Here is a 26,940-nt window from a genome sequence, read left to right as displayed (position 1 = left end):
GGCACCCCTTCGTCCGCGCGATGAGCCGTTCCGGAACCCGGCGTCACCTTACTCGTGAGTCAGAGGTGTTGACGCCCTTCGGTACCGGCAGGATTGTTGTGTACATGTCGAAGTTGCGTGCGCGTCTGCTGGGCGTCCTCGTACTCCTCACCGGGCTCGTCGCGGCGGCGGGCACCCGGCCCGCCGCCGCCGACGGACTTCCCGACTCCCTCTGGTTCGACCAGCCGGCCGCCGCCGCGCTCACCGTCGTGAACGGCCGCTTCACCGACGGCCTCGGCCGCGAGGTCGTCCTGCGCGGTTACAACGTCTCCGGCGAGACCAAGCTGGAGGAGAAGAGCGGACTGCCCTTCGCGTCGGTCGCCGACGCGGCGAAGTCCGCGACCGCCCTGCGGGCCCTCGGCGGCGGCAACTCCGTGCGCTTCCTGCTCTCCTGGGCGCACGCCGAACCGGTCCGCGGCCAGGTCGACAGCGCCTATCTCGCCGCGGCCACCGACCAGATGAGAGTCTTCCTCGACGCGGGAATCCGTGTCTTCCCCGACTTCCACCAGGACCTCCACTCCCGCCACCTGTTCAACACGGGCAGCTGGTACTCCGGCGACGGCGCCCCCAAGTGGGCCGTGACCGCGGGTGGTTACCCCCAGGAGTCCTGCGGCATCTGTCTCTTCTGGGGTCAGAACATCACCCAGAACAACGCCGTCAAGGCGGCGCAGTACGACTTCTGGCACAACTCCTACGGACTCCAGGACGCCTTCCTCACCACGGCGCAGGCCACCATGGCCTACGTCCGGCAGCACCTCACCGCCGCCGAGTTCGCGGGCGTCGCCGGCTTCGACCCGTACAACGAGCCCTACGCGGGCGGTTACGACCCGGGCCAGACCAGCCGGACCTGGGAACGCGACCTGCTGTGGCCGTTCTACGGGAAGTTCCGGGCCCGCATGGACGCGGCCGGCTGGCAGGACAAGCCCGCCCTCGTGGAACCGAACCTCTTCTGGAACGCCAACATCAGCTCCCAGAAGCAGGAGGGCGGACTGCTCGACGCGGGCACCCTCGGCCCGCGCTATGTCCTCAACACCCACTTCTACGATCAGAAGGCCATCTCGGGCATCCTCATGTGGGGCAAGGCGGGGGACGGCCAGTACGCCAACGACTTCGGCACGGTACGGGACCGGGCGGCGGCCGCCGGGACCGCGGCCGTCGTCTCCGAGTTCGGCCACCCGCTCTCCGGAACGGTCGCGGACAAGGCCCCCACCGTCGACAAGGCGATGTACCAGGCCCTGGACTCCCGGCTCTCCGGCGCGAAGTGGTGGTCGGGGGCGGCCTCGTCCGGACCGGTCCTGTCGGGGACCCAGTGGCAGTGGGACATCTACAGCGGCCGTCACCACGAGCTCATGAACGACAACCCCGACAAGGTCCTGACCTCGGGCGACGCCTGGAACGACGAGGACATGTCCGCCGTGCGCCTCGACGACTCGGGCACGGCCGTGCTCCGCCAGGACGCCCGGCTCCTCGACCGCCTCTACCCGGTCGCCACCGCGGGCTCCGCCCTCGCCTTCACCTACGAGGACCGCTCCCGCGACGGCTCCACCACCCTGACCTGGAACCCGGTCCCGACGAGCCTGCCGCAGGTCTCCCGGCTGGTGGGAACGGGCCAGTACGGCCTGCTCGTCTGGCGCTCCGACGGCGGCACCGCCCCGACGGAACTCCATCTGCCGGCCTCGTTCCCCGCCGCGGCCACGACGGTGGTGTCCGACCTCGGCGCGGTCTTCGGGCCACCCGCCTACACCACGGCCACGCCCGTGGCCGTGGCTCCCGAGCCGGGCGGCACTGGAAGCCGCCGCCTCCTGCTCACCGCGTCCGGCCCGGGAACCGTGCACTACGCGCTCGTGACGAACGGGGCGAGCGCCCCGTCCGCCGCCCTGCTGGAGGGGGCCCGGAGCGAACTCGCCGCCTGGGCCGCCGCCCGGTTCGGCTGAGCGAGGGCCGGTCAACTGCCCGACGGGCCGCTCCAGTCCGCTTCCACATGGCCGAGCCGGACCCGCTGGGGGTGGTCGCCGACCGGCACCGACACCGTCTTCTGTCCCGTTGCGAAGTCGATGGCGGTGACCTGGTCGGCGCCGCTCTCGGAGACGACGCAGTCCTTGCCGTCACCGCTCACGGTGGCCCAGTACGGCTTGGAGGCGGGGACCAGCGGACCTTCCTGGAGGGTCGTCCGGTCGACGACCGTCGCGTAGTCGTCCATCGTCCCCGCGACGCACAGCTTGGTGCCCGAGGGGTTCATCGAAATGCCGTGGTGGCGCGAGTCGTTGACCCATTTCGTGCGGTCGCTGCTCGTCGCGGGGTTCTTCGGGAGGGTCTTCACCCGGGTGATCCTGTCGGTGGCCACGTCGTACTCCAGGAAGCCGTTGAAGAACGACACCTGGAAGTACAGCTTGGACTCGTCCGGCGAGAAGACGGCCGGGCGGACGGCGTCGGAGAAGTCCCTGAGGCCGATGGCGTCGAGGCGCTGGCGCATGTCGATCACCTTGACCTGCTTGAAGGTGGCCGCGTCGACGACGGTGATCTTCCGGTCGCCCTTCGTCCAGTCCAGCCAGGGGTCGTCGAGCGCGGTGGTGACGTCACCGATGGCCATGTTCCAGATGTACTTGCCGTCGTGGGTGAAGATGTTCTCGTGCGGTTTGTCGCCGGTGGTGAACGAACCGAGCTGTGCGCCGGTCGTGATGTCGAGCACGTGCACGGTGTTCGCGGTGGAGGCCGAGACGGCGACCCGGGTGCCGTCGGGGGACACGGCCATGTGGTCCGAACGGTAACCCGCCACAGGAAAGCGCCAGTTGATGCGACCGGTGGCCAGGTCGATCGAGACGACGTCGGCGAAGCTCGGGCGTGAGACCACCACCGACCGGCCGTCCGGCGTGGAGTACATGTCGTCGACGAACTGGTCGTGCCCCTCGCCGACGCCGTTGCGGATGCCCATGAAGTAGGCCCACTTGATGGGATCGGCGTTGATCGCCGCCATCCGCTCGGCCTTGTCCGGGATGACGTCGATCCGGCCGATCCGCGCGAAGTCCCCGGAGGACCTGATGACGTCCGAGGTGCCTTCCCAGTTGTTGCCGACGAACATCACCTCGCGCAGACCGGCGGCGGAGGTCCCCGCCCCGACGGCGGAAGCGGCGGTCGCCGTGCCGCCGAGGGTGAGCGTGAGGGCCGCGGCGAGCGTGCAGAGGTGTCTGGTTCCGAGGACGGGCATGGGGAGTCCCTGTCGTAGTGGGGGAGTGCGGGTGACGGCACGGTGAACCAGGAGCGTGCTGTGTGCGCTGCGTAGAGAAATGTCGTGATCATGACAAGCTAGAATCTGAACACGCCCGCTTTCAAAGTGCACTTACTGGAAAGTAAGGACTGGGGGAGCCTCTTCACAAGGGGCGGTACGCGAGAAAATCGCCGAAGGGGAGAACGCCGGTCCGGACCGGCCCCGGGGAGGAACGCGTGGCGGGCAGGCTCAGACAGCCCACCGGCCGCTACGGCGGCAGGACGGCCGAGGAACGGCAGGCGGAACGCCGTCGGCGCTTCCTCGACGCCGGGCTCCAGCTGTTCGGTGCCGGACCCGGGTACCGGTCCACCACCGTGGCGGCCCTCAGCGAGGCGGCGGGCCTGTCCACGCGCCAGTTCTACGAGGCGTTCCGCGGCCTCGAAGACGTACTGGCGGCCCTGCACCTCCAGGTCAACGACTGGGCCGAGCAAGCCGCCCTGGCCGCGCTCGCCGAGGCCCGTGACCTGCCGCTCGCCGAGCGTGCCGCCGCCCTCTTCCGCGCCTACGCGGCGAACGTGACGAGCGACCCGCGCCGCATCCGCATCACCTTCGTGGAGATCATCGGGGTGAGCGCGCGGCTGGAGGAGCAGCGGCTCGCCCGCCGGGCCCGCTGGGTGGAGTTCATCTGCGGCGAGGCGGCGGGTGCCGTCGCCCGCGGGGAGGCGGCGCCGCGCGACTACCGGCTGGCCGCCACCGCCTTCATCGGCAGCGTGAACGGCCTGCTGCACGACTGGAACGCCGGCTGGGTGGACGCGACCCTGGACGAGGTGGTGGACGAATTGGTCCGCCAACTGCTCGCGATCCTGCGCCCCGCCGACTGGAGCGCGGACGGGGCCGCCGGCCCGCAGGCCGACACGGTCACGGGCCCGTGAGGACCCCCGCCCGCGCCGAAACAGCGAAGCCGCCGGGAGCCGCCGGAGGCCACTGGAACCGCCGGCCCTGCCGGCCCTGCTGGTCCTGCCGGGCTGCCGGGCTGCCGGGCTGCCGGGCTGTAGGGCTGCCGAGCCGCCGGGCTGCCAGTCCTGCCAGGCCTGCCAGTCCTGCCAGTCCTGCCGGGCCGCCGAGCCGCCGGTCCTGCCGGGCTGCCAAGCCGTCGGTTCTGCCAAGCCGCCGGGCTGCTGGCCTTGCCGAGCCGCTTGCCCTGCTGAGCCGTCGGTCTGCCGGCCCTGCCAGGCTGCCAGGCTGCCGGGCTGCTGGGCCGTCGGACTGCCGAGCTGTCGGGCTGCTGGTCCTGCCGAGTCGCCGAGTCGCCGGGCTGCCGAACTGCCGAGTTGTCGGGCTGCTGGTCCTGCCGAACCGTCGGTCCTGCCAGGCCGTCGGGTCGGTGGTCCTGCCAGGTTGCGGGTCTGCCGGGTCTGTCGGGCCCGGCCGAGTCGCCGGCCGTCGGTGTCGGTGAAGGCATCGGCGCGGGCGGTGTCGGCGTGGCCGGGGGGCTCAGGGGTGTTCGAGGCGGTCGAGTGCCTCCGCGACCGGCGTCACCCCGTCCTCCCCGCGAAGACGTTCCGCGAGGGCTCGCGCGCGCCGCCGGTACGCGGGCTCCGCGGTCGCCCGGACCAGCGCCGGCGCCAGCCGTTCGGCGCGCAGTCCTCGTGGCGACAGGGCGCCGGGCGCGACACCGAGCGCGACGAGCCGGGCCGCCCAGAAACCCTCGTCGAACTGGACCGGCACGGGCACCGCCGGGACCCCGGCCCGCAGCCCCGCCGCCGTCGTACCCGCCCCGGCGTGGTGCACCACCGCGGCCATCCGGGGGAACAGGACGGAGTGCGGCACCTCGCCGACGCTGAACATGTCGTCGCCGGTGGCGCGCAGCCCGCCCCAACCCCGCTGGATCACCCCGCGCAGCCCGGCGGCCCGCAGGGCGCGCACCAGCTCGGCGCTCAGCCGCCCGGGATCGGGGACGGTGGCGCTGCCCAGGCCCACGAAGACCGGGGCCGGGCCCGCGTCCAGGAAGTCCCTCAGCGAGGCGGGGAGCCGGGGGTCCTCGCCGTCGTGGGGCCACCAGTACCCGGACACGTCGAGCCCGCGCCGCCAGTCCCGCGGGCGGGGCACCACCGAGGGACTGAACCCGTGGTGCACCGGCCAGGCCCCCCGCTCGCGGTCGCGTCGGGCCGCGAGGGGACCGACGGCCGGCAGACCGAGCCGCTCGCGCAGGTCCCGCACCGCCTCGGCGAAGACCCGCTCGACGGCCAGGTTCACCGCGTACCCGGCCGCGCGGTTGACGACGGGTCCCCAGGAGCGGGCCGTGGCCACCGGAGGCGCGAACTCCCTCGTCGGTGCCAGGGGCTGGAGGTTCACTCCCATGCTGGGCAGGCCCAGCCCTTCCGCGACGCAGTGCCCGAGCGGTCCCAGCGAACCGGACAGCAGGAGGACGTCGCTGGAGCGGGCGGCCGCGACCATGTCGTCGGTCAGCCGCCCGGCGAGCGACCGGGCCATCTCGACGAGCCGGACGATCTTTCCGGTGCCCGTGGCGCTCCGCCCGAGCCGCCGCCCCCGCTCGGACTCCAGCTCGGCCCGCGGATCGACGGGCAGCGCGTGGAACCCCACCCCCGAACCCGACACCAGGTCCGCGAAGCACCCGTGCGTCACGAGGGTGACCTCGTGCCCGGCCCGTACCAGGCCGTGCCCGAGTCCGGTGAACGGCGCCACGTCACCTCGTGAACCCGCGGTCATGATCGCTACTCGCACGACGGTCAGTATGGCGGGATTCACGGCCCCCGGCCCCCGCTTCACCGGCGGGGAAGGGCGCCGTCAAGGAACGAGCCATGGCGCGAAGTTGCTCCGGTTCGTCATCATGGCCAATGATCGAATCGGTGCTCGAACAATTCGGTGGTGGGGGTGGACTGGGTGCGAGTGAAGTCGTACGTGGATCTGCATCGGGAGATGTCCGCGGACATCCAGGCGGAGCGGAGGTCGGCGCTCGATCTGCTGGGTCCGTCGGCCGCCTCGGTCCGGGCGTCGGTCGCCGAACTCCTGGAGCACAGGACGTTCGCCTATCCGCTGTCCGTGCTGCCGATGATCGTCCACGCCGTGGAGACGGGAGCGCCCGGACCGGCCGTTCCCCTGGCCGTCGTCCACGAACTGTGGTGGACCTCCGCGTGCCACCTGGACGACCTCGCCGACGGCCAGGCCGTCTTCACCGCCGGGGGGCTCGGTGAGAGCGAGGCGCTGCTCGCCACGGTCATCAGCGGAATTCCGCTTCCCCTGCTCGTCGTCCAGTCGCCGCGGATACCCGAGAAGGTGCGCGGCGCGCTCTCGGCCGAGGTCGTGAGGTGCTGGATCACCGCGACCGAGGGGCAGTTGAGGGACCTTCGCGCGGACGTGGGCGCGGCCACGCGCGACGCCGTGGTCGCGGCGTACCTCGGGAAGTCCGGCGCGCCGTTCAGCATGGTCACCGCCATGGCCGCGCAACTGGCCGGCTGTCCGGACGAAAGGGTCGAGCTCTGGCGGGAGTTCGGCAATGTCTTCGGCATCCTGTGGCAGCTGTTCAACGATCAGCAGGACATCCTGACCGGCCGCAACGAAGACCTCGCGAACGGCACGGTGACGTATCTGCTGGCGTGCGCGCTGGAGGGCGCCGGTCCGGACGCGGCGGGCCGTGTCCTGGAACTGCACGTCGCCGCACGCCGCTCGCCCGACGCCGGAGCGGCGCTCACCGACATGCTGCTCGCGCCGGAGGTGCTGCGCCGGTACGAGGAGGGCATCGGCGTCTTCCGGGACAGGGCTCACTTCCTCCTGTCCGGACTCGGGGGCGACGCGGCCTATTCGGCCGTCCTGCACGACCTGGTGGACCGGGCTTCCCCGATGCTCCTCCGGGCCGCGGAACCCGTCGCCCAGGCGGTTCCGGCCCGGCGCTGACGGCGGTCCCGCGGTCCTCGAGGCCGGCGCGCGCCCGGTCGCCGGGCCCGCGCCGGTACGGTCCCCGCCGAAGACGCCGAGAAGGTCCAGGCCGGACGAGACGTGACCTGGACCTTCGGTCGGTTCCTCCCTACTCGTCCCACGCCTGTACCAGTGTCTGCTCGACGATCTTGCCGTCGCGCAGCGACATCATCGACGTGCTCAGCACCCGCACCCCGTCCGCGTAGACGCAGGTTTCGGTGTAGGCGACGTGGTCGCCCTGGACGACGCACTGGTCCATCGTGTGCGTCATGTCCCGGCTGTAGACGTCTTCGAGCATCTCGGCGATCTCGGCGCGACCGTGTTTGATCATCGGGTGACTGGGCTGGGTGTTGCGGTCCACGACGCGCAGTTCCGCGTCGTCCGCGTAGAGCGACAGCAGATCTGCCGCACTGTGTCCTTCAATGCCCCGGCGCAGTGCCTCGGTGTCGAAGGCGGGGGCTGCCGCTGTGCCCATGGGGACCTCCTCAGGAAGGCGCGGGCCGGCCACGAGCCGACCGCTCGGCGCCTCAGTACCGAGCGTCCTCCGCCTCGGTGCCCACGGCAAACGCAAGGTCCGGTGCGCCGCTCGGGTGGGCGCGGGGGCCGGTCCGCCGTCCGTGCCGCGGGGGCCGGCGCGCTCGCGGACCGTCCGGTCCGCTCACGGACCGGCGGGGCACCCGTGCCGTGGGGTGTCGTCCCCTCCGCCGTGTGCCGGGGGGATGCCCGTGCCCCGTTCGCGCACCGTGGTGCGGAACGCGATGGGGGCCTGGCCGGCGCGCTGGTGGAAGTACTTGGCGAAGTTCGTGGCGCTGGAGAAGCCCAGCCGGTCGGCGATGCGGGCGACGGCCAGGTCGGTGTGGGCGAGCAGCCGCTTGGCCTCCAGGACGACCCGGCGGTCGATGAACTCCTTGGCGCCCATCCCCGCCGATTCGAGGGTGGCCCGGGACAGCGTGCGGGCCGAGTAGCCGAGGGCGAGGGCGTAATCGTCCACCCGGCGGGTGCGCGCGAAGTCCCGCTCGACGCCGGCGCGGAACCGAAGAAAGGTTTCGCTCGGCCCGGTGGCCGGGTCGTCGGACTCCTCCAGATGGGCCAGACGCAGGACCAGCACGTCCAGCAGATGACGCAGTACGGCATCGTGCGCGTCGCGCGGCAGTCGTCCCGGTGTCCGGAACTCGTGCTCCAGATGTGCCGTGGCCACCCGCAACGAGGTGGCGACCTCGGCCCGCGGGACGCGCAGCACGCGGGCGTGCGGATCGTCGAGCCGGGCCGCACGGACGGTAGCCTCGCCCGGGAAGTCCCGCTCGAAGGTGATCAGGGTGCCTTCGGCCCGCGTGAGCTCTCCCCACTGCAGGACCTGCCCGGGGCGCGTCCACAGCCAGGAGCCCCGCCCGACGTCATGGGCCGTGAAGTCCACGGTCGGGCGCAGCGCGCCGGAGGTGAGCGTGAGCACCTGGTGGAAGGCGGGACGCTGCGGCGCGCCGAGGTCGGTGCCGCGGACGCGGGACCGGGCGCGCAGCGCGGCCAGCGAGATCACTTCCAGGCCGGCGGGTGCGCCGGCGGGTACCGCGAAGATGATCTTGGGGACGGCCTGCCCGGCCGGGTGTCGGTTCTTGGCCATGATCAGTCGCCTGGGTATCAGGGTGGGACGTGCCTCGCCGCCGGTCGGGGACGGCCGTGCGCGGCCGGCCGTCCCTCGTGGCGGAAAGAAGGCATCACCCTAGAGGAGAGCCGGGCCGGCGCCAAGGAATTGCCGCGGACCTTTTCGCCGGGGCGCGGTCGTGGCGCGGGGGTCATCCGGCGGTCACGAGGAACTGGGTGGCGGCCAGTTCGGCGTAGAGCGGGTCCGCCTCGACGAGTTCGCGGTGGGTGCCCACGGCGCGGACGCGGCCCGCGTCCATCACGACGATCCGGTCGGCCGACGTGACGGTGGACAGCCGGTGCGCGACCACCAGGACCGTGGTCGTACGGGCCACGTCGGCGACCGTGTCACGCAGCGCGGCCTCGTTGACGGCGTCGAGCTGCGAGGTGGCCTCGTCGAGGAGCAGCAGCCGGGGGCGGCGCAGCAGGGCCCGTGCGATGGCGACGCGCTGGCGCTCACCACCGGACAGCTTGGTGCCGCGGTGCCCGACGAGCGTGTCGAGACCGCCGGGCAGCCGGGCCACGAGGCCGTCGAGGCGGGTCGTCCTCAGCACCCGGGTCAGCTCGTCCTCCTCGGCCTCCGGATTGCCGAGCAGGAGGTTGTCGCGCAGGGAGCCCGACAGCACCGGCGCGTCCTGCTCCACGTAGCCGATGGCGGACCGGAGCCGGGGCAGTTCCCACTCGCCGAGCGGGAGGCCGTCCACGCTGATGAGGCCCGCCTCGGGCTCGTAGAACCGCTCGATGAGCGAGAAAACGGTGGTCTTGCCCGCGCCGGAGGGACCGACGAACGCGGTCAGGCCCCGGGCCGGGACGGCGAACGTCACGCCGTGGTGGACGTACGGCAGGTCGTCGGCGTACCGGAAGCGGACGTCCTCGAAGGCGAGTGCCGCCGGCTCCGCGCCCGGCGCGGGCAGCGGGGCGGGCGGGGCGGCGGGTTCGGCGGGCAGCCGCAGGGCCTCCTGGATGCGGGCGAGCGCGGCGGCACCGCTCTGGTACTGCGTGACCGCGCCGACCACCTGCTGGATCGGGGACATCAGGTAGAACACGTACAGCAGGAAGGCGACCAGGGTGCCGACGTGGATGGCGCCGGTCGCGACCCGGGCGCCGCCCACCCCCAGGACCGTGATGAAGGCGACCTGCATCGCCAGGCCGGCCGTGTTGCCGGCGGCGGCCGACCACCTGGCCGCCCGTACGCTCTGCCGCCAGGACTCCTCGGCGGCCTCGTGGACGTTCCGCTCCTCACGGTGCTCGGCGCCCGACGCCTTGACCGTGCGCAGCGCGCCGAGGGTCCGCTCCAGCGAGGCCCCCATCGCCCCGACGGCTTCCTGGGCCTGCCGGCTCGCCCGGTTGATGCGCGGCGCGATCAGTCCGAGCACCGTGCCCGCGCACAGCACGACGCCCAGGGTGACCCCGAGCAGCACCATGTCGACCAGGCCCATCATCACCACCGTCGCGACGAGGGTGAGGCCGCCGGTGCCGAGACCGACCAGGGAATCGGTCGTGACCTCGCGCAGCAGGGTCGTGTCGGAGGTGATGCGCGCCATCAGGTCGCCGGGCTCGCTGCGGTCCACGGCGGGTATGCGCAGCCGCAGCAGATACGACGACAGGGTGCGCCGCGCGTCCAGCACCACCGACTCCGCGGTGCGCCGCAGCACGTACGAACCCAGCGCTCCCACGGCCGCGTTGGTCACCACGAGGGCCGCCATGCCGAGCAGGGCCCCGCCGATCGGCCGGTCGTGCGACAGGTCGTCGATGAGCCCGCGCGCCACCAGCGGCAGCAGCAGACCGGTGGCCCCGGTCGCCAGTGCCAGCAGCGCGCCCCCGAACAGCGCCCGGCGGTGCGGTCGTACGTACCCGAGCAACAGGCGCCACGCGGGCACCTCGGGCACGGTCTCGGTCAGGCTCACGGCGCTCCTCACGGGAGTTGGGACGGAGCGTTCAGGCTACGTGGGCGACCCGCCCGTACCGGCCCCGGCCGCCGTGACGGCGCGCGGACTTCAGGACACGCGCTCCGCGAGTGCCGCGAGGGTGGCGTCGAGATCCGCCGGGCGGGGCCGGTTGTGCGGGAGCTTCGAGAGCAGCGCGGCCATGCCGCAGGTGTCGGTGAGGGCGGAGAAGGCCAGACCGCCCGCGACCCCGGCGGAGAGCAACTGCCAGGCGGGGTGCAGGAGTCCGAGGCCCAGGCCGGCGAGGACGAGGGTGCCGGCGGTGAGGCGGACCTGGCGTTCCATGGACCAGCCGGCCCGGGTGCCGCCGGCCGGGCGGCGCAGCTCGTGCCCGCGCTCCGCCCAGGCGACGGTGCCGCCGGTGAGCGTGGCCGCCGGCACCCCGTGCTCGGCCAGCAGGGCGCAGGCGTTCGCCGAGCGGGCGCCGGAGCGGCAGACCAGGAGCAGCTCGGCTCGGGCGTCGCCGAGCACGGGCAGCGCGCGGTGGAGCCGGTCCAGCGGGATGTTCAGGGCGCCCGGCAGATGGCCGGAGGCGTATTCGCCGGGGGTGCGGACGTCGATGACGGTCAGCTCGCGGAGGCGGCCGTGGGCCCGGTCGACGTCGAGGGAGAGGGGGCTGTTCATGCGGAGTGTCATCCTTGCTCTTCGGGGGGTGCCCCGCAGGGCGGAGTAAGATACCCCTAGGGGTATGGATCGAGGAGTGTTCGTGGAACTGGAACTCGCGGGTGACGAACTGAAGTCGGTGCTGAACCGGCTGCGCCGGGCGCAGGGACAGATCTCCGGAGTGATCCGGATGATCGAGGAGGGACGCGACTGCGAGGAGGTGGTCACCCAGCTCGCCGCCGCCTCCCGCGCCCTGGACCGGGCCGGTTTCGCGATCATCGCCACCGGGCTCCAGCAGTGTCTGACCGACGTCGAGAACGGCGCGAGGAACGGTGAGACCAATGAGCAGATGCGGGCCCGGCTGGAGAAGCTCTTCCTGTCGCTGGCCTGAGCCTCACAGCGCGACGTCCAGGAGCATCAGCCCCGCCACGGCCAGCAGCGCCCAGGCGAAGATCCGCTGGAGCGTGCCGCCCGAGACCCGGGCGGCCAGCCGCTTGCCGTCCCAGGCGCCGAGGACGGCCGCCCCGGCGAACGGCGCGACCACCGCCCAGTCCAGGCTCCGCGCCGTTCCCGCGCGGGCGAGCAGCGCGGCGAACGAGTTCGCCGTGATCACCAGCAGGCTGGTGCCGACGGCGGCCCGCATCCGCAGTCCCACGACGTTCACCAGGGCCGGTACGGCGAGGAAGCCGCCGCCCACACCCAGCACTCCGGTCACCGCGCCGAGACCGGCTCCCGTTCCGGCGATCCGGCCGGCCCCCGCGGGTGCGGCCCCGGGCCCGTCGGCCGCCGGCCGGAGCATCCGGACCGCCGCGAGGCCCGCGATCAGTGAGAACGCGCCGGTCAGCACGGCGGGCGGCAGCCGGCCCGAGAGGGCCCCGCCCAGCGCCGCGGGGACCAGCCCGGCCGCCGCGAACAGCGCTCCGGCACGCCAGCGGACGGTGCCCTGCCGGGCGTGCGCCGACAGCGCGGTCGCCGAGGTGACGGTGACGATGACCAGGCTCGCGGTGGTGGCCGCCGAGGGAGTGAATCCGAGCAGGTAGATCAGGGCGGGCACGGTCAGCACGCTGCCGCCGCCGCCCAGCGCCCCGAGCGCGAGCCCGGTCACGGCCCCGGCGGCGAGGGCGAGGACCAGGACGCTCACGCGGCGGGGTCCTCGGTCTCGGGACGGCCCTCGGCGGGAGCGGTCCGCGCCATCGGCAGGCCCGCCGCGGAGGCGGCGGCGAACGTGTCGTCGACGGCCACGACGTCCCGGCCCGCCGCGTCGAGCAGCGAGGCGGCGATCGCGGCCCGCGCGCCACCGGCGCAGTGCACCCAGACGGTCCCGGCGGGTATCTCTCCGAGCCGGTCGCGGACCTGGTGCACGGGGATGTGCACCGACCCCTGGACATGGCCCCCGGCGCGCTCGGAGTCGCGCCGGACGTCCAGGACCACGGGCCGGCCGGAGGAGCCGTACGCCTCGGCCAGTTCGGCGAAGGAGGCGCGGCGGAAGGCGCGCGGCCGCTCCCCCTCGCGCACCCATTCGGCCGGCGAACCGATCGCGGCGGCGGCCGGACGGTCGACGCCGACCTGCGCCAGCTCCCGCTGCGCGCGGGCGAGTTGTCCGGGGGAATCGGCGAGCAGGGTGACCGGCTTGCCCCAGGGCAGCAGCCAGGCCAGATGGACGGCGAACTGCCCGTCCGCCTCGAAGTTGACCGTTCCGGCGACATGTCCCGCGGCGAACGCGAGCCGGCTGCGCAGGTCCACGACCCATTCGCCGGCCGCGAGCCGCGCGGCGATCTCCGTGGCGTCCGCGAGGGCGGGCGGGGTCAGGTCGACGGGGGCCGGACCCCGGGCGTTGGCGGGACCCATGTGGGCGTAGTACGCGGGCACGTCGTCGAGCCCGGCGAGCAGGTCCGCGACGAACGCGTCGACCTCCTTGACCAGGGCCTCGTTGCCGGCGCGCTCGCGCCCGATCGTCGTCGCGTCGCCCTCGGCGGTTCCGGCGGAGCAGAAGCTGCCGAAGCCGTGGGTGGGCAGGACGGCGGTGTCGTCGGGCAGCTCCGCGGCGAGCCGGTGCGCCGACGCGTGCTGCGCGCGGGCCAGTTCCCCGGTCAGCCGCGGCTCCACCAGATCGGGCCGGCCGACCGTGCCGATGAGCAGGGAGCCGCCGGTGAAGGCCGCGACGGCCCGTCCGTCCTGCTGGAGGACGTACGAGGTGTGGTGCGGGGTGTGGCCGGGCGTGGCCAGCGCCCGCAGCGTCAGTCCGGCGTCCACCTCCGTCGTGTCCCCGTCGGCCACGGGCACCCGCTCGAACGCGACCCGGGCGCCGGCCGGGACCAGGTAGGCGGCCCCGGTGAGCCGGGCCAGCTCCAGGCCGCCGCTCACGTAGTCGTTGTGCAGGTGCGTCTCGACGACGTACGCGATCCGCACCCCCCGCCGGGCCGCGGCCGTGAGCATCCGCTCGGCGTCCCTGGGCGGATCCACGGCGACGGCGGTGCGCGGGCCGCCGGCCAGATAGCTCCGGTTGCCCAGGCCCGCCACCTCGATGGTGTCGACGAAGAACACGGCTGCACTCCTCTCCCGCGGGAAGCCCGAGGGCTTCCCGGCTCGGTGAAAATTACCCCCGGGGGTATATCCACCGTAGCAGAGGTACCCCCGGGGGTATCTGAGAGGTGTTGCCGACGGGGTGGCTGCGGGTGTCCGGGGGCCGTCGCCGGGGCGGCGGCGCGGATCACGGGGCGGCGGTCCCGGGCGGGGGCGGCCGTCCGCCGTACCGCGTCCGGAACCGCCGCGGCCCACCTGGCCTTCTACCGGCGGGTCACACCGTAGGGTCGGTCGGTGGAAGGTCCATCTAGGGAAGGGCTCATTCACATGGCGCAGGAAGTACGGGGCGTGATCGCACCGGGCAAGAACGAGCCGGTGCGCGTCGAGACCATCGTCGTGCCCGATCCGGGGCCCGGCGAGGCCGTGGTGAAGATCCAGGCCTGCGGGGTCTGCCACACGGACCTGCACTACAAGCAGGGCGGCATCAACGACGACTTCCCGTTCCTGCTCGGCCACGAGGCGGCCGGAATCGTGGAGTCGGTCGGCGCCGGTGTCACGGACGTGGCCCCCGGTGACTTCGTGATCCTCAACTGGCGCGCGGTGTGCGGACAGTGCCGTGCCTGTCTGCGCGGACGCCCCTGGTACTGCTTCGACACCCACAACGCGAAGCAGAAGATGACGTTGAAGGACGGCACCGAGCTGTCCCCGGCGCTCGGCATCGGCGCCTTCGCCGAGAAGACGCTGGTCGCGGCCGGACAGTGCACCAAGGTCGACCCGGCGGTCTCACCGGCCGTCGCCGGACTGCTCGGCTGCGGAGTGATGGCCGGCATCGGGGCCGCCATCAACACCGGCAACGTCGGACGGGGCGACACCGTCGCCGTCATCGGCTGCGGAGGCGTCGGCGACGCGGCGATCGCGGGCTCCCGGCTGGCGGGCGCGGCGAAGATCATCGCGGTGGACATCGACGACCGCAAGCTCACCACCGCCGAGAAGCTGGGCGCGACGCATACCGTCAACTCCCGGTCCACCGACCCCGTCGAGGCGATCCGCGAACTCACCGGCGGCTTCGGCGCCGACGTCGTCATCGAGGCCGTCGGCCGTCCCGAGACCTACCAGCAGGCCTTCTACGCCCGTGACCTCGCCGGCACGGTCGTCCTCGTCGGCGTGCCCACCCCCGACATGAAGCTCGAACTCCCGCTGATCGACGTCTTCGGTCGCGGCGGCGCCCTCAAGTCGTCCTGGTACGGCGACTGCCTGCCCTCCCGCGACTTCCCGATGCTGATCGACCTGCACCTCCAAGGACGCCTGGACCTGGGCGCGTTCGTGAGCGAGACGATCGCCCTGGACGACATCGAGGCGGCCTTCGAGCGGATGCACCACGGCGACGTGCTGCGCTCGGTGGTGGAGTTCTGATGGCCGCGCGCATCGAACACCTCGTCACCTCGGGCACGTTCGAGCTCGACGGCGGCACCTGGGAGGTCGACAACAACGTGTGGATCGTGGGCGACGACCACGAGGCCGTCGTGATCGACGCCGCGCACGACGCCGACGCCATCGCGAAGGCGGTCGGCGACCGCCGGCTGCGCGGCATCGTGTGCACCCACGCCCACAACGACCACATCGACGCCGCCCCCGCCCTGGCGGAGCGCACCGGGGCCACCATCTGGCTCCACCCCGACGACCTGCCGCTGTGGAAGCTCACCCACCCGGACCGCATGCCCGACGCCTGGCTCCAGGACGGGCAGGTGATCGAGGCCGCGGGCACCGATCTGACCGTGCTGCACACCCCCGGCCACGCTCCCGGCGCGGTCTGCCTCTACGACCCGGGCCTCGGCACCCTCTTCTCCGGCGACACCCTCTTCCAGGGCGGCCCGGGAGCGACCGGCCGGTCCTACTCCCACTTTCCGACGATCATCGAGTCCATCCGCGACCAGCTGCTCACCCTGCCGGCCGACACGGTCGTCCGCACGGGACACGGCGGGACGACCACGATCGGAGCGGAGGCACCGCACCTGGAGGAGTGGATCGCGCGCGGCCACTGAAGCCCCTCCCTCGCCCCGGACGTCCGTCCGTCTCCGCCCCGGACGTCCGTCCGCCTCCGCCGCGCGGCGGAAACGGTGACGACGCCACACGGATACCTGACAGAAGATGTCCGGCTTCCGCGAGACGCTCGTGGAAACCACGGGTGAGCGCCCGTGGACGCCACGGCGCACGGAGGTCGGACATGTCAGGGCTGTCGGAGGGCACGCTGCGGGACAGGGTCGCGCTGGTGGCGGGCGCGACCCGCGGCGCGGGCCGCGGAATCGCCGTGGAGCTCGGCGCGGCCGGCGCCACCGTCTACGTGACCGGCCGCAGCACCCGGGAGAGGCGCTCGGAGTACGACCGCCCGGAGACCATCGAGGACACCGCCGACCTGGTCACCGCGGCGGGCGGCCGGGGCATCGCGGTCCCCACCGACCACCTCGTCCCGGCCGAGGTGGAGTCCCTCGTCGCCCGGATCGCGGACGAACAGGGCCGTCTCGACGTCCTGGTCAACGACATCTGGGGCGCCGAGAAGCTCTTCGAGTGGGACACCCCCCTGTGGGAGCACGACCTCGACAACGGGCGCAGGACGCTCCGGCTCGCCGTCGAGACCCACGCGATCACCAGCCACCACGCGCTGCCCCTGCTGCTGCGCCGTCCCGGCGGCCTGGTCGTCGAGATGACCGACGGCACCGCGGAGTACAACCGCGACACCTACCGGGTCTCCTTCTTCTACGACATCGCCAAGTCGTCCGTGCTGCGCATGGCGTTCGCCCTCGGCCACGAACTGGGCCCGCGCGGCGCCACCGCCGTGGCGCTCACCCCCGGCTGGATGCGCTCGGAGATCATGCTCGAGGCCTTCGGCGTGACCGAGGAGAACTGGCGCGACGCCGAGGAGGACGAGCCCCACTTCGCCATCTCCGAGACGCCCTTCTACGTGGGGCGCGCCGTCGCCGCGCTGGCCGCCGACCCCGAACGCGCGCGCTGGAACGGGCAGTCCCTCTCCAGCGGGCGGCTCGCCCAGGTGTACGGCTTCACCGACCGCGACGGCAGCCGTCCGGACGCCTGGCGCTACATGGTCGAGGTGCAGGACAAGGGGAGACCGGCGGACGTGACGGGGTACCGCTGACCGAGGCCGTCCGGGGGAGCGGAGACGGGCGCGGGCGTCTGTCGCCGCGGCGATCATGGAGGTAACTTCCCTGCCATGACTGCGATGAGGCGCTTCGAGGGACACGGGGTTCTGATCACGGGCGCGGCCCGCGGCATCGGGGCGGCGACCGCCCGCCGCCTGGCCGTGGAAGGCGCCCGGGTCCTCGTCACCGACGTGGACCTCGCCGCGGCGGAGGAGACCGCCGCCGAACTGTGCGAACTCGGCTCGCGGTCCGAGGCGTTCAGCTGCGACGTGGGGCAACGGGCCCAGGTCGAGGCCGCCGTGGCGTACGCCGTGGACGCCTTCGGCTCGCTCGACGTCCTGGTCAACAACGCCTACCGGTGCACCCCCGACGCCCCGCTCTTCGAGGACGGGAGCGACGAGGACTGGGCCGCCGACCTGGACATCACCCTGACCGGCGCCTACCGCTGCGCCCGCGCCGCGCTCCCGCACCTGGTCGCCTCCGGCCGCGGGGCCATCGTCAACATCGGCTCGGTCAACGGCATCCAGGACTTCGGCAACCACGCCTACAGCGCGGCGAAGGCGGGGCTGATGTCGCTCACCCGCACCCTGGCCGGTCACGCCGCCGACCGGGGTGTGCGGGTCAACCTGGTGGCCCCGGGCACGATCCGCACCACGGCCTGGGAGGGCCGCGAGGACGATCTCGCCTCCGCGGCCCGGCTGTTGTATCCGCTCGGCCGGGTCGGCGAGCCGGAGGACATCGCGGCCGCCGTCGCCTTCCTCGCCTCCGGCGACGCCGCCTGGATCACCGGCACGACCCTGTGCGTCGACGGCGGCCTGCTGGGCGTCAACAAGCGGTTCCGCGAGGCCGTCGGAGGAGAGGGCGGGGACGAGGACGGAAGCTGAGGCGGGCGAGGAGGCGTGGCGCCGGTCCGTCCCGCGCCCTTCCTGACAGGATGGCCGCATGGAACGTGTGCTTGGAATCGGCGGATACTTCCTGAGGGCCGCCGACCCGGCGGCCCTCGGCATCTGGTACCGCGACTGCCTGGGCCTGGACACCGACGAGAACGGCCTGTGGCGCCCGGAGGCCGGGCCGACGGTGTTCGCGGCCTTCGAGTCGGGGACCGGCTACTTCGGGTCTCCCGCCCAGCAGACCATGCTCAACTTCCGGGTCCGCGATCTGGACGCCATGCTCGCGCAACTGCGCGCCCGGGGAACGGACGTGGCCGAGGAGACCCAGGACATGGACGGCGTCGGCCGGTTCGGCTGGGTCACCGACCCGGAGGGCAACCGGATCGAGCTCTGGCAGCCCGCCTGACGCGAGGACGGGCCGGGGCCGGCCGCGCGGATCCGTCCCGTCCTCCGGCGCGGACCTTCACAGGCACGGACCGTCACAGGCGCGGCTCCGCGCAGTGGCGCTCGACGGCCGCGAACACCCGGTCCGTGTCCGCCTCCGACGTACGCCAGTTGCTGAACGCGGCGCGCAGCCCGTGCGTGCCGTCGTAGCACGTCGGTGTCACGAAGGCCTCGCCCGAGGCGGCGACGGCGTCGGCCAGCGCGTGGACCCGCCGCTCCGTCGGGTCGTCGGCGAGGGTGAAGCACACGACGTTCAGCCGTACCGGCGCGAGCAGCCGCAGCCCGGGAGCACGGGCGATCCGCTCGCCCAGGCGCCGGGCGAGCGCGACGTTCCGCTCGACGATCTCACGGTGCCCCTCGCGCCCGTAGGCCGCCAGCGAGAACCAGGCCGGGAGCGCGCGCAGCCGACGCGAGTTCTCCGGCGTCAGGTGGAGGAAGTCGGGGTCGCCGCCGGGGAGTCCGAGATAGGGCGAGGCGTTGTGGAAGACGCGGACCTGGAGGTCTCGGCGGCGGGTGAACTGGACGGCCGCGTCGTAGGGGACGTTGAGCCACTTGTGCAGGTCGACGCAGATGGAGTCGGCTTCGTCCAGACCGGCCACCAGGGAGGAGAACTCGGGTGACAGCGCGGCGAATCCGCCGAACGCCGCGTCGACGTGCAGCCAGAAGTCATGGCGCTCCCTGAGCGCGGCGACGGCCCGCAGGTCGTCGAAGTCGACGGTGTTCACGGTCCCGGCGTTCGCCACGACGACGGCCGGGCGCCCGTCCAGCGCGCCGAGCGCGGCGTCGAGGCGCTCGACGTCCACGGCCTCGCGATTGCCGGGCAGCACCGGCACCCTGCGCAGACTGCCGCGGCCGAGACCGAGCACGGACAGGGCCTTGGTCACGCTGGAGTGGGGGCTGCCCGACAGTACGTCCACGGGACCGAGCGCGCCGACGCCGTCCTCCGTCACCGACACGCCCCGGCGCTCGCCGAGCCACTCCCGTGCGACGGCGAGCCCGACCGTGTTCGAGACCGTCGCGCCGCTCACGAACGCCCCGTGGTGCTCCTCGCCCAGCCCGAACAGCTCACGCAGCCAGCCCAGCGTCTCGTGCTCCAGCGCGCTCGCGAAGGAACCGGCGGCGCCCGAGACGTTCTGGTCGTAGGCGCTGGTCAGCCAGTCCCCGGCGAGTGAGGCGGGCGTCGCGCCGCCGGTGACGAATCCGAGGTAGCGCGGGCCCGCGGAGCCGGAGAACCCGGGGGCCCAGCGGTCGGCGAACCGGGCCAGGGCGCCCTCGGTACCGGCACCCCCGTCCGGAAGCGGATCGGGGGCGGGCGCCTTGCCGAGCCGGGCGACGGGACGGTTGTCGAGGCCGCTCACCTCCTGGACGGCGAAGTCCCTTGCGGCCTGCAGGAGTTCGGGGAGACGGTCGAGGTCGTCGGAGAGAGCGGGGTCCATGACGGCAGCCTAGAAGGAACGCCCGCCGGACGAGCGGTCCACTTCGGGGAAACCGGACCGGTACGAGGCGGACGCCCCACCATGCCTCACCGCGCCCACCGCGCCGGGCGGGTCCGGGGCGGTGGTGTGCCACCCGGGCACCGGTTCCGCCGCAGCGAGGAATGTCACTGTTTCGTCCCTGTCTGACCAGCCGTACAACGCAATACCCTCGAAGGCCGTCTACTCAGGCAGACGAAACGAAGGACACGACAGGAAGGCCCGTCATGGGGGACATTCGAAGGCGAGGGGTCGTCGCGCTCGGACTCACCGGACTGGTGGCGCCGCTCACCCTCGCGCTGGGCTCGACGCCCGCGCAGGCCGCGAGCTGCACGACGGCCACCGGCCCGAACCAGAAGCAGGTGGAGAAGTTCCTCGGGCGGCCCGTCGACGGCCGGCAGTCCGCCGCCGACTGCAGGGCGATCCAGGCCTTCCAGAACAAGCACGGCATCACCCCGAACATCGGGTACGCGGGGCCCGTCACCTGGGGCGTGATGGACCTCATGAACAAGCAGAAGGCGGTGGGGAGCAACCCCAACCGGGACGGCAGGTGTCCGGTGAACAAGGGCCGCATCGCCTGCGTCAACCTCACGCTCCAGCTCAGCTGGATCCAGGACGGCAGCCGGCTGGTCTACGGGCCCGTCCCGGTCCGCACGGGCAGGAACGGCTACGAGACCCGTACCGGCCTGAAGAAGATCTACTGGCGTGACATCGACCACGTCTCGACCATCTACAACGTGCCCATGCCGTACAGCCAGTTCTTCGACGGCGGTCAGGCCTTCCACTCGGTGGGCCTCAGCATGTGGAACCCGCCCGGCTCGCACGGCTGCGTCAACATGACCCCGACCACGGCCAAGAAGTACTGGTCGCTGCTCAGGAACGGCGACGACGTCTACGTGTACGGACGCAAGCCCGGCACGTGATCGAGTGACGAGCTTCACGGTCCGTTATGTCGCTCCGTGGGGCTTTACTCACATCATCTTCACGTCAAGGGCCGTATGCTTCACGACATGAGCACCACTCTTGACAACGACACTCAGCGGTCCGCTGCCGAAGTCAACGAGGAGATCCGGGCTCTCTGGTTCCGGGCAGGTGGGTCGCTGAACATGGACGAGCGGCGCGAGTACCAGCGCCTCGTCCTCGAGTGGGCGAAGGTCGCCCCGTCGTCCTCCGCGACCCGAGCCGCCTGACCTTCCGCGTCCGGCCGGGCTCCCCGATCCAGGGGAGCCCCCGCCTCGGACCTCGGCACCGGATCTCCGGCGCCCCGGAGTCGGCTCCGTTCACCCGGGCCCGACTCCGAACCGCCATCCCTGACCACGAACGGCCGGGCCCCGGCTCCGCGGAGCCAGGACCCGGCTTCGAACCGCTCGGCCGGGCTCCGCGAGCCCGGCACCGGCCTCGTGGGCCGCTCAGCCCCAGCTCTGTGAATACTGCCGCCGGTAGGCGTTGCGGTCCTGTTCGGTACGGATGAACCGGGTCGCCACGAACGCGATGACGCTTCCTCCCATGATGAGCAGACCAGGGCCGACATTGTTCGGGTCGGTGAGCGCGGAGACGAACGTCTGGGCCGCCCCGCTCTCACCCCCCACCGCCTCCACGGCGCCCGGAGCCGCCGAACCCGGCGCGCCTCCCTGCGAGGCCATCGCCGAGGCCGCCGCCGAGGGGGCCTGGGAGGACTGGGCCGCACCGCCGGCGGAGCCCTGCGCGGGCTGACCCGCGAGTGTCACCCCCAGCGCCGTCAGCGCTTTCGTGACGGGCTGGAAGAACGTCGTACCGCCGCTCTTGCAGTCGCCGTTGCCGCCCGAGGTCACCCCCAGCGCGATGCCCTCGGAGAACAACGGGCCGCCGCTGTCGCCCGGTTCGGCGCACACCGTGGTCTCGACCAGCCCGGTGACCGTGCCCTCCGGGTAGTTGACCGTCGCGTTGAGCGCGGTCACCTGGCCGTCGTGCAGCCCGCTGGTGCTGCCACTGCGGAACACCCGCTGGCCCACGGCCGGATCGGCGACGCCGGTGATCCGTACGCCGTTGCCGCCGCCGATGGCGACGACGTTGGTCCCGGCCGCGGGCTGCTGCCCGTTGTCGTACTGGATGAGCGAGAAGTCACTGCCGGGGAACGCCGTGGTGACCGTGCGGCCCACCTGCTGCCGGCCCGTGTTGTCGGAGAACCAGACCGATCCGGCGGGGCCGCAGTGACCGGCCGTGAGGATGAACGCGCCCTGCGCGTTGGTCACGTTGAACCCGGCCGAGCAGCGTCCGCCGGTCGAGAAGATCGCCTGCGCGCCGTTCACCCGCGTGGTGAACGTGCCCTGGGTCCGCTGCATCCGGACCGAGTCGCCGATGCCGTCGGCCAGCTTCGTCATGCGCTTCCAGTCGGTGGCCGAGACCGTGCTGTCGGCCTGCACCACCACCTCGTTGTTCCGGTAGTCCACCGCCCACGCCGTACCCGGCACCCGGGGTGCCGAACTCAGTTCCTGGGTGGCGGACTTGAGGTCCTGCATGCTGTGCGTGACGACCTTCGGGCGGGCGCCCGCCCGCTTCACCGCGTCCGCCGCGTCCGCGTCGGTGACCGCGACGACGGGACGTCCGTCGGCGGCTATCCAGTTGCCGGCCGTCCGCGAGGTACCCAGTCGGGACACCAGTCCGGCACCCGTGTCCGCCGCGGTCTGCGCCGAACTCGCCGTGGTGCGCGACGCGTCGGACGGTTCGCTCGCCATGGCGCGTGTCACCATGAACCCTCCGCAGAGCAGCCCGCCGACGGCCGCGAGACGCGCCCCCCGTCGGACGATCCGTCGTCGTGCGTGCCTCATTGCATGGGCTCCCGAAGCCGTACGGAGCGGCGTGTCCGCCGCCGAAGGCCCCGGTCGAGGGCCCTCCCCTCATACGTGCGCTCCGGCCCGCGCGTTCACCGCCGTCCGCGGCTCTCGCGAAGGTGGCCGGTTCGTGCCGGGAACGGCCGGGACGATCACCGCATACGTGTGCCGATGCCGCCTCCCGGCCACGGCCCCGACGCCGGCGAGGGAGCGGCGCGTCCTGATTCCGCCGGCCGGGGCCGGAGCCGCCCAGGGTTCGAGCCGCTCAAGGTTCGAGCCGCTCAGGGTTTGAGCAGCGCGGCCATCACGGCTGCCGTGTACGCGGGGTCGGCCCGTACCGAACCCGGGACGGCGTGGGCCAGTTGGGCATGGCCCACATAGCTGGTGTAGGCGAGGACGCCGCGCCGGCGGGCCTCGGGCGGCGGGAAGCCGAGCAGTTCGAAGAGGTGGGCGAGGTAGCCGATCCGGCGCTCGGTGACGCGGGCGAGCGCCGCCGCGACCCCGGGGTGGTCGGCGGCGGCGAACAGCCGTACCTCCAGGGGGTCCTCGGTGGCCGAGGCGGTCGCGCCGCGCAGGAGCGCGCCGAGCCGGGCGGCGGGGTCGGGCTCGGCGGCCTCCATGGCCCGGATGATCCGTTCGGTGGACAGCTCCTCCCAGCGGGCGAGGGCCGCCGCGACGAGCGCGTCCCGGTTGGCGAAGTGCCAGTAGAAGCTGCCCTTGGTGGTGCCCAGGCGGACCGCGAGCGGTTCCACGGCGATCCCGGCGAGGCCGCGCTCGCCGAGCGCGGCCAGGGCCGCGTCCGCCCAGTCGTCGGCGGTGAGGCGCTTGCGGGGTGGCCGCTTCGGGCGGGCCGACTGCTCGTGCATGTTTCCATACGCTACCGTATGGTCGAACATACGCTCCCGTACGGAGGTGCGGTATGCGCGGCACGCGCACGCTACGCAACGTTCACGAGCGGATCGTCCAGGCCCCGGCCGAGGCCGTCGGCGCCCTGCTCGACCGGCTCGCCACACCGGACGACGCCCTGTTCCCCACCCCGGTCTGGCCCGCGATGGTCCTCGACCGCCCCCTCGCCGTCGGCGCCGACGGGGGCCACGGCAAGATCCGCTACCAGGTCGCCGCCCACGAGCCGGGACGGTCCGTCCGCTTCGACACGACCGGCGACGGCCTCGGCACCGGCTGGCACCGGTTCGACGTCGAACCCCTCGGCCCCGGCCGCTGCCGGATCTCCCACGTCCTCGAAGTGACCATGAGCGCGGGCAGGTTCGCCTTCTTCAAGCTGGCGATCGAGCCGGTGCACGACACGATGGTCGAGGAGGTCTTCGACAACGCCGAGCGCGCCGTCCTCGGCTCCCTGCCGCACCCGCCGGCCCGTCGGCCGCGGCGCGCCCTGCTGGTCAACCGGCTCCTGTGGGTCCGGCCGACCGGGGTGCCGGTCCCGGCGGACGCCCGGCTGCTCCACGGCGCCTTCGAGCGGCCCGACTTCACCGACGCCTGGCGCATACCGCTCGCCCCGGGCATGCCCGGCGATCCGCGGGCCTGGCGGCACGTCCTGCCCTTCACCGAGCGGGGTGCCGAGGGCAACGAGCTGATGCTCGGCGAGGACGCGTCCCACCTGGACTTCCGCGCCTCGGTCCTGGTCGACGACGACTCCGTGACGCTGGCCACCGCCGTGCGGCTGCACGATCCGTACGGGCGGCTCTACTTCGCGGTGGTGCGCCGCGTCCACCCGTACATGGCCCGCCGCTCGCTCCGCCGGGCCCACCGCCGCGTCGCGTTCGCGGCCCGCCCCGCCGGAGAACGGAACGCGCGGGCCGCCGTCCCGCCGTCATGACGGTCACAGCAGGACGGGAGGCGGGCCCGCCGCCGGACGTGGACCGGACCGGCCGGCATCAGCGGCTCGGTCCGGTCACGCGTCACCTCGGTCGTCACCGACCGGACGGACACGGCCGATCGGCCGGCCGACCGCTCGAAGCGACGCGCGTCAGGCCATGGCGCGGGTCCGGGCGGCCACCTCGTCCCGGGACAGATACACGTCCGTGCGCTCGAAGTCCCGCAGGGTTCCCTTGCGGTCCGCGAGGAAGCCGGTGCGGACGAAGTCGTCGCCCGCGACGGCGTTGAGGAGCCAGTTGGCACCCGTACGGAAGCGGGCGGCGCCCGTGCGCAGGGCGTACAGGTGGTATCCGCGGGCCACCAGCTGCGCGGGCGCGCCCTTGAGGTCGATGCCGAGCGGTTTGGACACGGCGTCGTGGCCGCCGAGGTCGACCACCAGACCGAGGTCCTTGTGCCGGTACGGCAGGGTGGGCTGTCCGCGCAGCTTCGCCGCCAGGACCTTGGCCGCGTGCCGGCCCTGCCGGGCCGCGTGCTGGGCGGTCGGCGGGCAGGGAGAACCGTCGCCCTTGGCCAGGTCGGGCACCGCCGCCGCGTCGCCCAGCGCGAACACCCCGTCGAGTCCCGGGACCCTGAAGTCGGGCTCGGTGACGAGCCGTCCGCGCACGGTCTCCGTGCCCAGCGAGTCGACCAGCGGACTCGCCGCGACACCCGCGGTCCACACCAGCGTCCGTGACGGCAGCACCCGCCCGTCGGTGAGGGTGACCTCCTCCTTGGTGACGGAGGCGACGGAGGTGCCCAGGGAGATCTGCACTCCGCGGTCGCCGAGCATGCGCAGCGCGCTCTCGCCCAGTTTCTCCCCCAGTTCGGGCAGCAGCTTCGGGGCGACGTCGATCAGGTGCCACTTGATGAGACCGGGGTCGAGGCGGGGGTGGTAGCGCCGCGCCGCGGCGGTGGTCAGACGCTGCAGACAGGCCGCCGTCTCGGTGCCCGCGTACCCGCCGCCGACCACCACGAACTGCAGCCGTGCGGCCTGCTCGTCCTGGTCCGACGTGGCCGCCGCCAGGTCGAGTTGGGCGATCACGTGGTCGCGCAGGTACGCGGCCTGGGCGAGCGTCTTCATACCGCGCGCCTCCTCGGCCAGACCGGGGATGTCGAAGACGCGGGTCACGCTTCCCGGAGTGAGCACCAGATAGTCGTAGCGCAGATCGACGAGGTCCCCGGTGATCTTCCGGACGACGCACACCTTGGCCCCCGGGTCGACACCGATCACCCCGCCCGGCACCAGCGCGGTGCGGCGCAGCATCCGGCGCAGCGAGGGCGCCACCGACTGGGGTGTGACGACACCGGCGGCGACATGGGGCAGCAGCGGCAGATAGAGCTGGTAGTCGGTGGGGCTGATCAGGGTGATCCTGGCCTCGCCGGGGGTGAGCGCCCGTTCCAGGCTTCTGGCGGCCTCGACCCCGGCGAAACCGGCGCCGACGATGACGATGTTCGGTCCTTGCATCAGAGCAGCCTCTCTCCACTGGTGCCAGCCGCGAGCCCAGGCTCACACGGGTCGCGGACGCGTGCCACTGCACCGTGCGTACCCCGATGGAGGGGAAACACGTACGCCGCGCGCACCCCGAGGCGTGTGAAACTCGATCTCTACCGATCAGTAACTACCTCTTCCCCCTCCGTACACGCGCTGCCAGGATCATCTCTGCCGTGGCGACGGTCCCGGGCACCGTCGCCGTCGTGATGTGTGGGCTCGACCGACTCATGCGATCCGACCGACAGATGTGAAAAGGGGACAGGAATGACGAGACACGGTGTGGCGCGGCGAATAGGCGCGATGTCGGCGGTCGTGGCACTCGGGATCGGGGGGACGGTCACCGCGGCCGGGTCCGCCGCCGCGGCCCCGGTCCAGGCGGTCGCGAGCGTCTCCGCTCCGGCCGGTGTCGACTACGCCACCTGGCAGAGCGACGTCCAGGCCGTCATCGACCAGGCGGTGCCGTACGTCGGGCAGCGCACCGCGAACGCCGGCGGACAGAAGCTCGCGGTGGTCTTCGACATCGACAACACCACGCTGGAGACCGACTTCCACCCCTGGTACGAGCTGCCCACCCCGGCGGTCAAGGCCTCGCTGGCCCTCGCCCGCTACGCGCACTCCCGAGGCGTCGCCGTCTTCTTCGTGACCGCCCGTCCGGGCATCATCGCGAGCGAGACGAAGTGGAACCTGAAGAGCGTCGGCTACCCGGTCGACGGCCTCTACGTGCGTGACCTGCCGGACCTCTTCGACGAGGTCAGCACCTACAAGACCGGCAAGCGCGCGGAGATCGAGTCCCTCGGGTACACGATCATCGCCAACGTCGGCAACAACACCACCGACCTGGTCGGCGGCCACGCGGAGCGCACGTTCAAGCTGCCGGACTACGACGGCAAGCTGTCCTGACCCGGACGCCCCCGG

25 protein-coding genes are annotated in these 26,940 nt (G+C 72.8%); 13 read left to right on the top strand and 12 right to left on the bottom strand.

The features are described from left to right. Window positions 1-104 precede the first annotated feature (104 nt). Window positions 105-1,973, top strand: a complete 1,869-nt coding sequence (locus ACICHK_RS06125; protein ID WP_406836076.1) for an endoglycosylceramidase — start codon at window positions 105-107, stop codon at window positions 1,971-1,973. A gap of 11 nt (window positions 1,974-1,984) precedes the next feature. On the opposite strand, the gene ACICHK_RS06120 is transcribed toward ACICHK_RS06125, so the two are convergent. Beyond that, window positions 1,985-3,244, bottom strand: a complete 1,260-nt coding sequence (locus ACICHK_RS06120) for a YncE family protein (protein ID WP_151467092.1) — start codon at window positions 3,242-3,244, stop codon at window positions 1,985-1,987. A gap of 236 nt (window positions 3,245-3,480) precedes the next feature. Here ACICHK_RS06120 and ACICHK_RS06115 point away from each other — a divergent pair, with 236 nt between their 5' ends. Then, window positions 3,481-4,176 carry a TetR/AcrR family transcriptional regulator gene (locus ACICHK_RS06115; RefSeq protein WP_406836075.1) on the top strand — a complete coding sequence of 232 codons (696 nt, stop codon included), beginning with the start codon at window positions 3,481-3,483 and terminating at the stop codon, window positions 4,174-4,176. Window positions 4,177-4,738: 562 nt separating this feature from the next. Here ACICHK_RS06115 and ACICHK_RS06110 read toward each other — a convergent pair. After that, a complete protein-coding gene (locus tag ACICHK_RS06110) occupies window positions 4,739-5,974 on the bottom strand; it encodes a glycosyltransferase (RefSeq protein WP_406841170.1) in 1,236 nt (411 codons plus the stop codon). A 165-nt stretch (window positions 5,975-6,139) separates the two neighbouring features. On the opposite strand from ACICHK_RS06110, the gene ACICHK_RS06105 reads away from it, so the two are divergent. Continuing rightward, window positions 6,140-7,159: a polyprenyl synthetase family protein gene (locus ACICHK_RS06105; protein WP_406836073.1), complete on the top strand. Its 1,020-nt coding sequence runs from the start codon at window positions 6,140-6,142 to the stop codon at window positions 7,157-7,159. A 130-nt stretch (window positions 7,160-7,289) separates the two neighbouring features. Here the strand turns inward: ACICHK_RS06105 and ACICHK_RS06100 are convergent, their stop codons facing one another. The 4 genes from ACICHK_RS06100 to ACICHK_RS06085 form a co-directional block, all read right to left on the bottom strand. Beyond that, window positions 7,290-7,655, bottom strand: a complete 366-nt coding sequence (locus tag ACICHK_RS06100) for a nuclear transport factor 2 family protein (RefSeq protein ID WP_151467094.1) — start codon at window positions 7,653-7,655, stop codon at window positions 7,290-7,292. Between the two features lie 183 nt (window positions 7,656-7,838). Further along, a complete protein-coding gene (locus ACICHK_RS06095) occupies window positions 7,839-8,798 on the bottom strand; it encodes a helix-turn-helix transcriptional regulator (RefSeq protein ID WP_406836072.1) in 960 nt (319 codons plus the stop codon). A gap of 172 nt (window positions 8,799-8,970) precedes the next feature. Next, window positions 8,971-10,725, bottom strand: a complete 1,755-nt coding sequence (locus tag ACICHK_RS06090; RefSeq protein ID WP_406836070.1) for an ABC transporter ATP-binding protein — start codon at window positions 10,723-10,725, stop codon at window positions 8,971-8,973. Between the two features lie 90 nt (window positions 10,726-10,815). Then, the gene (locus ACICHK_RS06085; protein ID WP_406836069.1) at window positions 10,816-11,388 is read right to left on the bottom strand and encodes a rhodanese-like domain-containing protein; all 573 of its coding nucleotides are present in this window, start codon (window positions 11,386-11,388) and stop codon (window positions 10,816-10,818) included. 82 nt (window positions 11,389-11,470) lie between these two features. Between ACICHK_RS06085 and ACICHK_RS06080 the strand changes: the two genes are divergently transcribed. Continuing rightward, a complete protein-coding gene (locus ACICHK_RS06080) occupies window positions 11,471-11,758 on the top strand; it encodes a metal-sensitive transcriptional regulator (protein ID WP_151467453.1) in 288 nt (95 codons plus the stop codon). Between the two features lie 3 nt (window positions 11,759-11,761). Here the strand turns inward: ACICHK_RS06080 and ACICHK_RS06075 are convergent, their stop codons facing one another. Both ACICHK_RS06075 and ACICHK_RS06070 read right to left on the bottom strand, forming a co-directional pair. Next, the gene (locus ACICHK_RS06075) at window positions 11,762-12,508 is read right to left on the bottom strand and encodes a sulfite exporter TauE/SafE family protein (RefSeq protein WP_406836068.1); all 747 of its coding nucleotides are present in this window, start codon (window positions 12,506-12,508) and stop codon (window positions 11,762-11,764) included. Then, entirely contained in the window at window positions 12,505-13,911 is a 1,407-nt protein-coding gene (locus ACICHK_RS06070) for a rhodanese-like domain-containing protein (RefSeq protein ID WP_406836067.1), read from the bottom strand. The genes ACICHK_RS06075 and ACICHK_RS06070 overlap by 4 nt, the downstream gene beginning before the upstream one ends. A gap of 306 nt (window positions 13,912-14,217) precedes the next feature. On the opposite strand from ACICHK_RS06070, the gene ACICHK_RS06065 reads away from it, so the two are divergent. The 5 genes from ACICHK_RS06065 to ACICHK_RS06045 all read left to right on the top strand — a co-directional run bounded on the left by ACICHK_RS06065 (window position 14,218) and on the right by ACICHK_RS06045 (window position 18,341). Beyond that, window positions 14,218-15,303, top strand: a complete 1,086-nt coding sequence (locus ACICHK_RS06065; protein ID WP_406836066.1) for an S-(hydroxymethyl)mycothiol dehydrogenase — start codon at window positions 14,218-14,220, stop codon at window positions 15,301-15,303. After that, complete coding sequence (locus tag ACICHK_RS06060) at window positions 15,303-15,932, top strand: MBL fold metallo-hydrolase (RefSeq protein ID WP_406836065.1); 630 nt, start codon at window positions 15,303-15,305, stop codon at window positions 15,930-15,932. The genes ACICHK_RS06065 and ACICHK_RS06060 overlap by 1 nt, the downstream gene beginning before the upstream one ends. 182 nt (window positions 15,933-16,114) lie before the next feature. After that, on the top strand, window positions 16,115-17,041 hold the full coding sequence (locus ACICHK_RS06055; protein ID WP_406836064.1) for an SDR family oxidoreductase: 927 nt from the start codon (window positions 16,115-16,117) through the stop codon (window positions 17,039-17,041). Window positions 17,042-17,116: 75 nt separating this feature from the next. After that, the gene (locus ACICHK_RS06050; protein ID WP_406836062.1) at window positions 17,117-17,929 is read left to right on the top strand and encodes an SDR family NAD(P)-dependent oxidoreductase; all 813 of its coding nucleotides are present in this window, start codon (window positions 17,117-17,119) and stop codon (window positions 17,927-17,929) included. Window positions 17,930-17,987: 58 nt separating this feature from the next. Then, the gene (locus ACICHK_RS06045; RefSeq protein ID WP_406836061.1) at window positions 17,988-18,341 is read left to right on the top strand and encodes a VOC family protein; all 354 of its coding nucleotides are present in this window, start codon (window positions 17,988-17,990) and stop codon (window positions 18,339-18,341) included. A 73-nt stretch (window positions 18,342-18,414) separates the two neighbouring features. Here the strand turns inward: ACICHK_RS06045 and ACICHK_RS06040 are convergent, their stop codons facing one another. Further along, a complete protein-coding gene (locus ACICHK_RS06040; RefSeq protein WP_406836059.1) occupies window positions 18,415-19,815 on the bottom strand; it encodes a pyridoxal phosphate-dependent decarboxylase family protein in 1,401 nt (466 codons plus the stop codon). A gap of 263 nt (window positions 19,816-20,078) precedes the next feature. On the opposite strand from ACICHK_RS06040, the gene ACICHK_RS06035 reads away from it, so the two are divergent. Then, window positions 20,079-20,774 carry a L,D-transpeptidase family protein gene (locus ACICHK_RS06035; RefSeq protein ID WP_406836058.1) on the top strand — a complete coding sequence of 232 codons (696 nt, stop codon included), beginning with the start codon at window positions 20,079-20,081 and terminating at the stop codon, window positions 20,772-20,774. 75 nt (window positions 20,775-20,849) lie between these two features. Further along, complete coding sequence (locus ACICHK_RS06030) at window positions 20,850-21,041, top strand: hypothetical protein (protein WP_151467107.1); 192 nt, start codon at window positions 20,850-20,852, stop codon at window positions 21,039-21,041. A 219-nt stretch (window positions 21,042-21,260) separates the two neighbouring features. Here the strand turns inward: ACICHK_RS06030 and ACICHK_RS06025 are convergent, their stop codons facing one another. Together ACICHK_RS06025 and ACICHK_RS06020 are read right to left on the bottom strand one after the other, a co-directional pair. After that, complete coding sequence (locus ACICHK_RS06025) at window positions 21,261-22,658, bottom strand: S1 family peptidase (RefSeq protein WP_406836057.1); 1,398 nt, start codon at window positions 22,656-22,658, stop codon at window positions 21,261-21,263. Window positions 22,659-22,942: 284 nt separating this feature from the next. Beyond that, window positions 22,943-23,527, bottom strand: coding sequence for a TetR/AcrR family transcriptional regulator (locus ACICHK_RS06020; protein ID WP_151467109.1), 585 nt, complete (start codon window positions 23,525-23,527; stop codon window positions 22,943-22,945). Window positions 23,528-23,580: 53 nt separating this feature from the next. Between ACICHK_RS06020 and ACICHK_RS06015 the strand changes: the two genes are divergently transcribed. After that, window positions 23,581-24,495 carry a DUF2867 domain-containing protein gene (locus ACICHK_RS06015; RefSeq protein ID WP_406836056.1) on the top strand — a complete coding sequence of 305 codons (915 nt, stop codon included), beginning with the start codon at window positions 23,581-23,583 and terminating at the stop codon, window positions 24,493-24,495. 150 nt (window positions 24,496-24,645) lie between these two features. Here the strand turns inward: ACICHK_RS06015 and ACICHK_RS06010 are convergent, their stop codons facing one another. Next, window positions 24,646-25,998 (bottom strand): NAD(P)/FAD-dependent oxidoreductase, encoded by a 1,353-nt coding sequence (locus ACICHK_RS06010; protein WP_151467111.1) that lies wholly within the window; start codon window positions 25,996-25,998, stop codon window positions 24,646-24,648. A 291-nt stretch (window positions 25,999-26,289) separates the two neighbouring features. Between ACICHK_RS06010 and ACICHK_RS06005 the strand changes: the two genes are divergently transcribed. Continuing rightward, the gene (locus tag ACICHK_RS06005; RefSeq protein WP_406836055.1) at window positions 26,290-26,925 is read left to right on the top strand and encodes an HAD family acid phosphatase; all 636 of its coding nucleotides are present in this window, start codon (window positions 26,290-26,292) and stop codon (window positions 26,923-26,925) included. The last annotated feature ends 15 nt before the right edge of the window (window positions 26,926-26,940 follow it).

This window comes from Streptomyces sp. AHU1 (assembly GCF_045343905.1).
GTDB lineage: Bacteria > Actinomycetota > Actinomycetes > Streptomycetales > Streptomycetaceae > Streptomyces > Streptomyces triticiradicis.
Note: the sequence above shows the minus strand (reverse complement) of the source record. Positions and strands in the feature narration are given on the sequence as shown.

Excerpts from the sequence above, each read along its gene's own strand:
- ACICHK_RS06125 (WP_406836076.1), top strand. The coding sequence starts at position 105 with ATGTCGAAGTTGCGTGCGCGTCTGCTGGGCGTCCTCGTACTCCTCACC.
- ACICHK_RS06120 (WP_151467092.1), bottom strand. The coding sequence starts at position 3,244 with ATGCCCGTCCTCGGAACCAGACACCTCTGCACGCTCGCCGCGGCCCTC.
- ACICHK_RS06110 (WP_406841170.1), bottom strand. The coding sequence starts at position 5,974 with ATGACCGCGGGTTCACGAGGTGACGTGGCGCCGTTCACCGGACTCGGG.
- ACICHK_RS06100 (WP_151467094.1), bottom strand. The coding sequence starts at position 7,655 with ATGGGCACAGCGGCAGCCCCCGCCTTCGACACCGAGGCACTGCGCCGG.
- ACICHK_RS06095 (WP_406836072.1), bottom strand. The coding sequence starts at position 8,798 with ATGGCCAAGAACCGACACCCGGCCGGGCAGGCCGTCCCCAAGATCATC.
- ACICHK_RS06085 (WP_406836069.1), bottom strand. The coding sequence starts at position 11,388 with ATGAACAGCCCCCTCTCCCTCGACGTCGACCGGGCCCACGGCCGCCTC.
- ACICHK_RS06065 (WP_406836066.1), top strand. The coding sequence starts at position 14,218 with ATGGCGCAGGAAGTACGGGGCGTGATCGCACCGGGCAAGAACGAGCCG.
- ACICHK_RS06060 (WP_406836065.1), top strand. The coding sequence starts at position 15,303 with ATGGCCGCGCGCATCGAACACCTCGTCACCTCGGGCACGTTCGAGCTC.
- ACICHK_RS06055 (WP_406836064.1), top strand. The coding sequence starts at position 16,115 with ATGTCAGGGCTGTCGGAGGGCACGCTGCGGGACAGGGTCGCGCTGGTG.
- ACICHK_RS06050 (WP_406836062.1), top strand. The coding sequence starts at position 17,117 with ATGACTGCGATGAGGCGCTTCGAGGGACACGGGGTTCTGATCACGGGC.
- ACICHK_RS06045 (WP_406836061.1), top strand. The coding sequence starts at position 17,988 with ATGGAACGTGTGCTTGGAATCGGCGGATACTTCCTGAGGGCCGCCGAC.
- ACICHK_RS06040 (WP_406836059.1), bottom strand. The coding sequence starts at position 19,815 with ATGGACCCCGCTCTCTCCGACGACCTCGACCGTCTCCCCGAACTCCTG.
- ACICHK_RS06035 (WP_406836058.1), top strand. The coding sequence starts at position 20,079 with ATGGGGGACATTCGAAGGCGAGGGGTCGTCGCGCTCGGACTCACCGGA.
- ACICHK_RS06030 (WP_151467107.1), top strand. The coding sequence starts at position 20,850 with ATGCTTCACGACATGAGCACCACTCTTGACAACGACACTCAGCGGTCC.
- ACICHK_RS06025 (WP_406836057.1), bottom strand. The coding sequence starts at position 22,658 with ATGAGGCACGCACGACGACGGATCGTCCGACGGGGGGCGCGTCTCGCG.
- ACICHK_RS06020 (WP_151467109.1), bottom strand. The coding sequence starts at position 23,527 with ATGCACGAGCAGTCGGCCCGCCCGAAGCGGCCACCCCGCAAGCGCCTC.
- ACICHK_RS06015 (WP_406836056.1), top strand. The coding sequence starts at position 23,581 with ATGCGCGGCACGCGCACGCTACGCAACGTTCACGAGCGGATCGTCCAG.
- ACICHK_RS06010 (WP_151467111.1), bottom strand. The coding sequence starts at position 25,998 with ATGCAAGGACCGAACATCGTCATCGTCGGCGCCGGTTTCGCCGGGGTC.
- ACICHK_RS06005 (WP_406836055.1), top strand. The coding sequence starts at position 26,290 with ATGACGAGACACGGTGTGGCGCGGCGAATAGGCGCGATGTCGGCGGTC.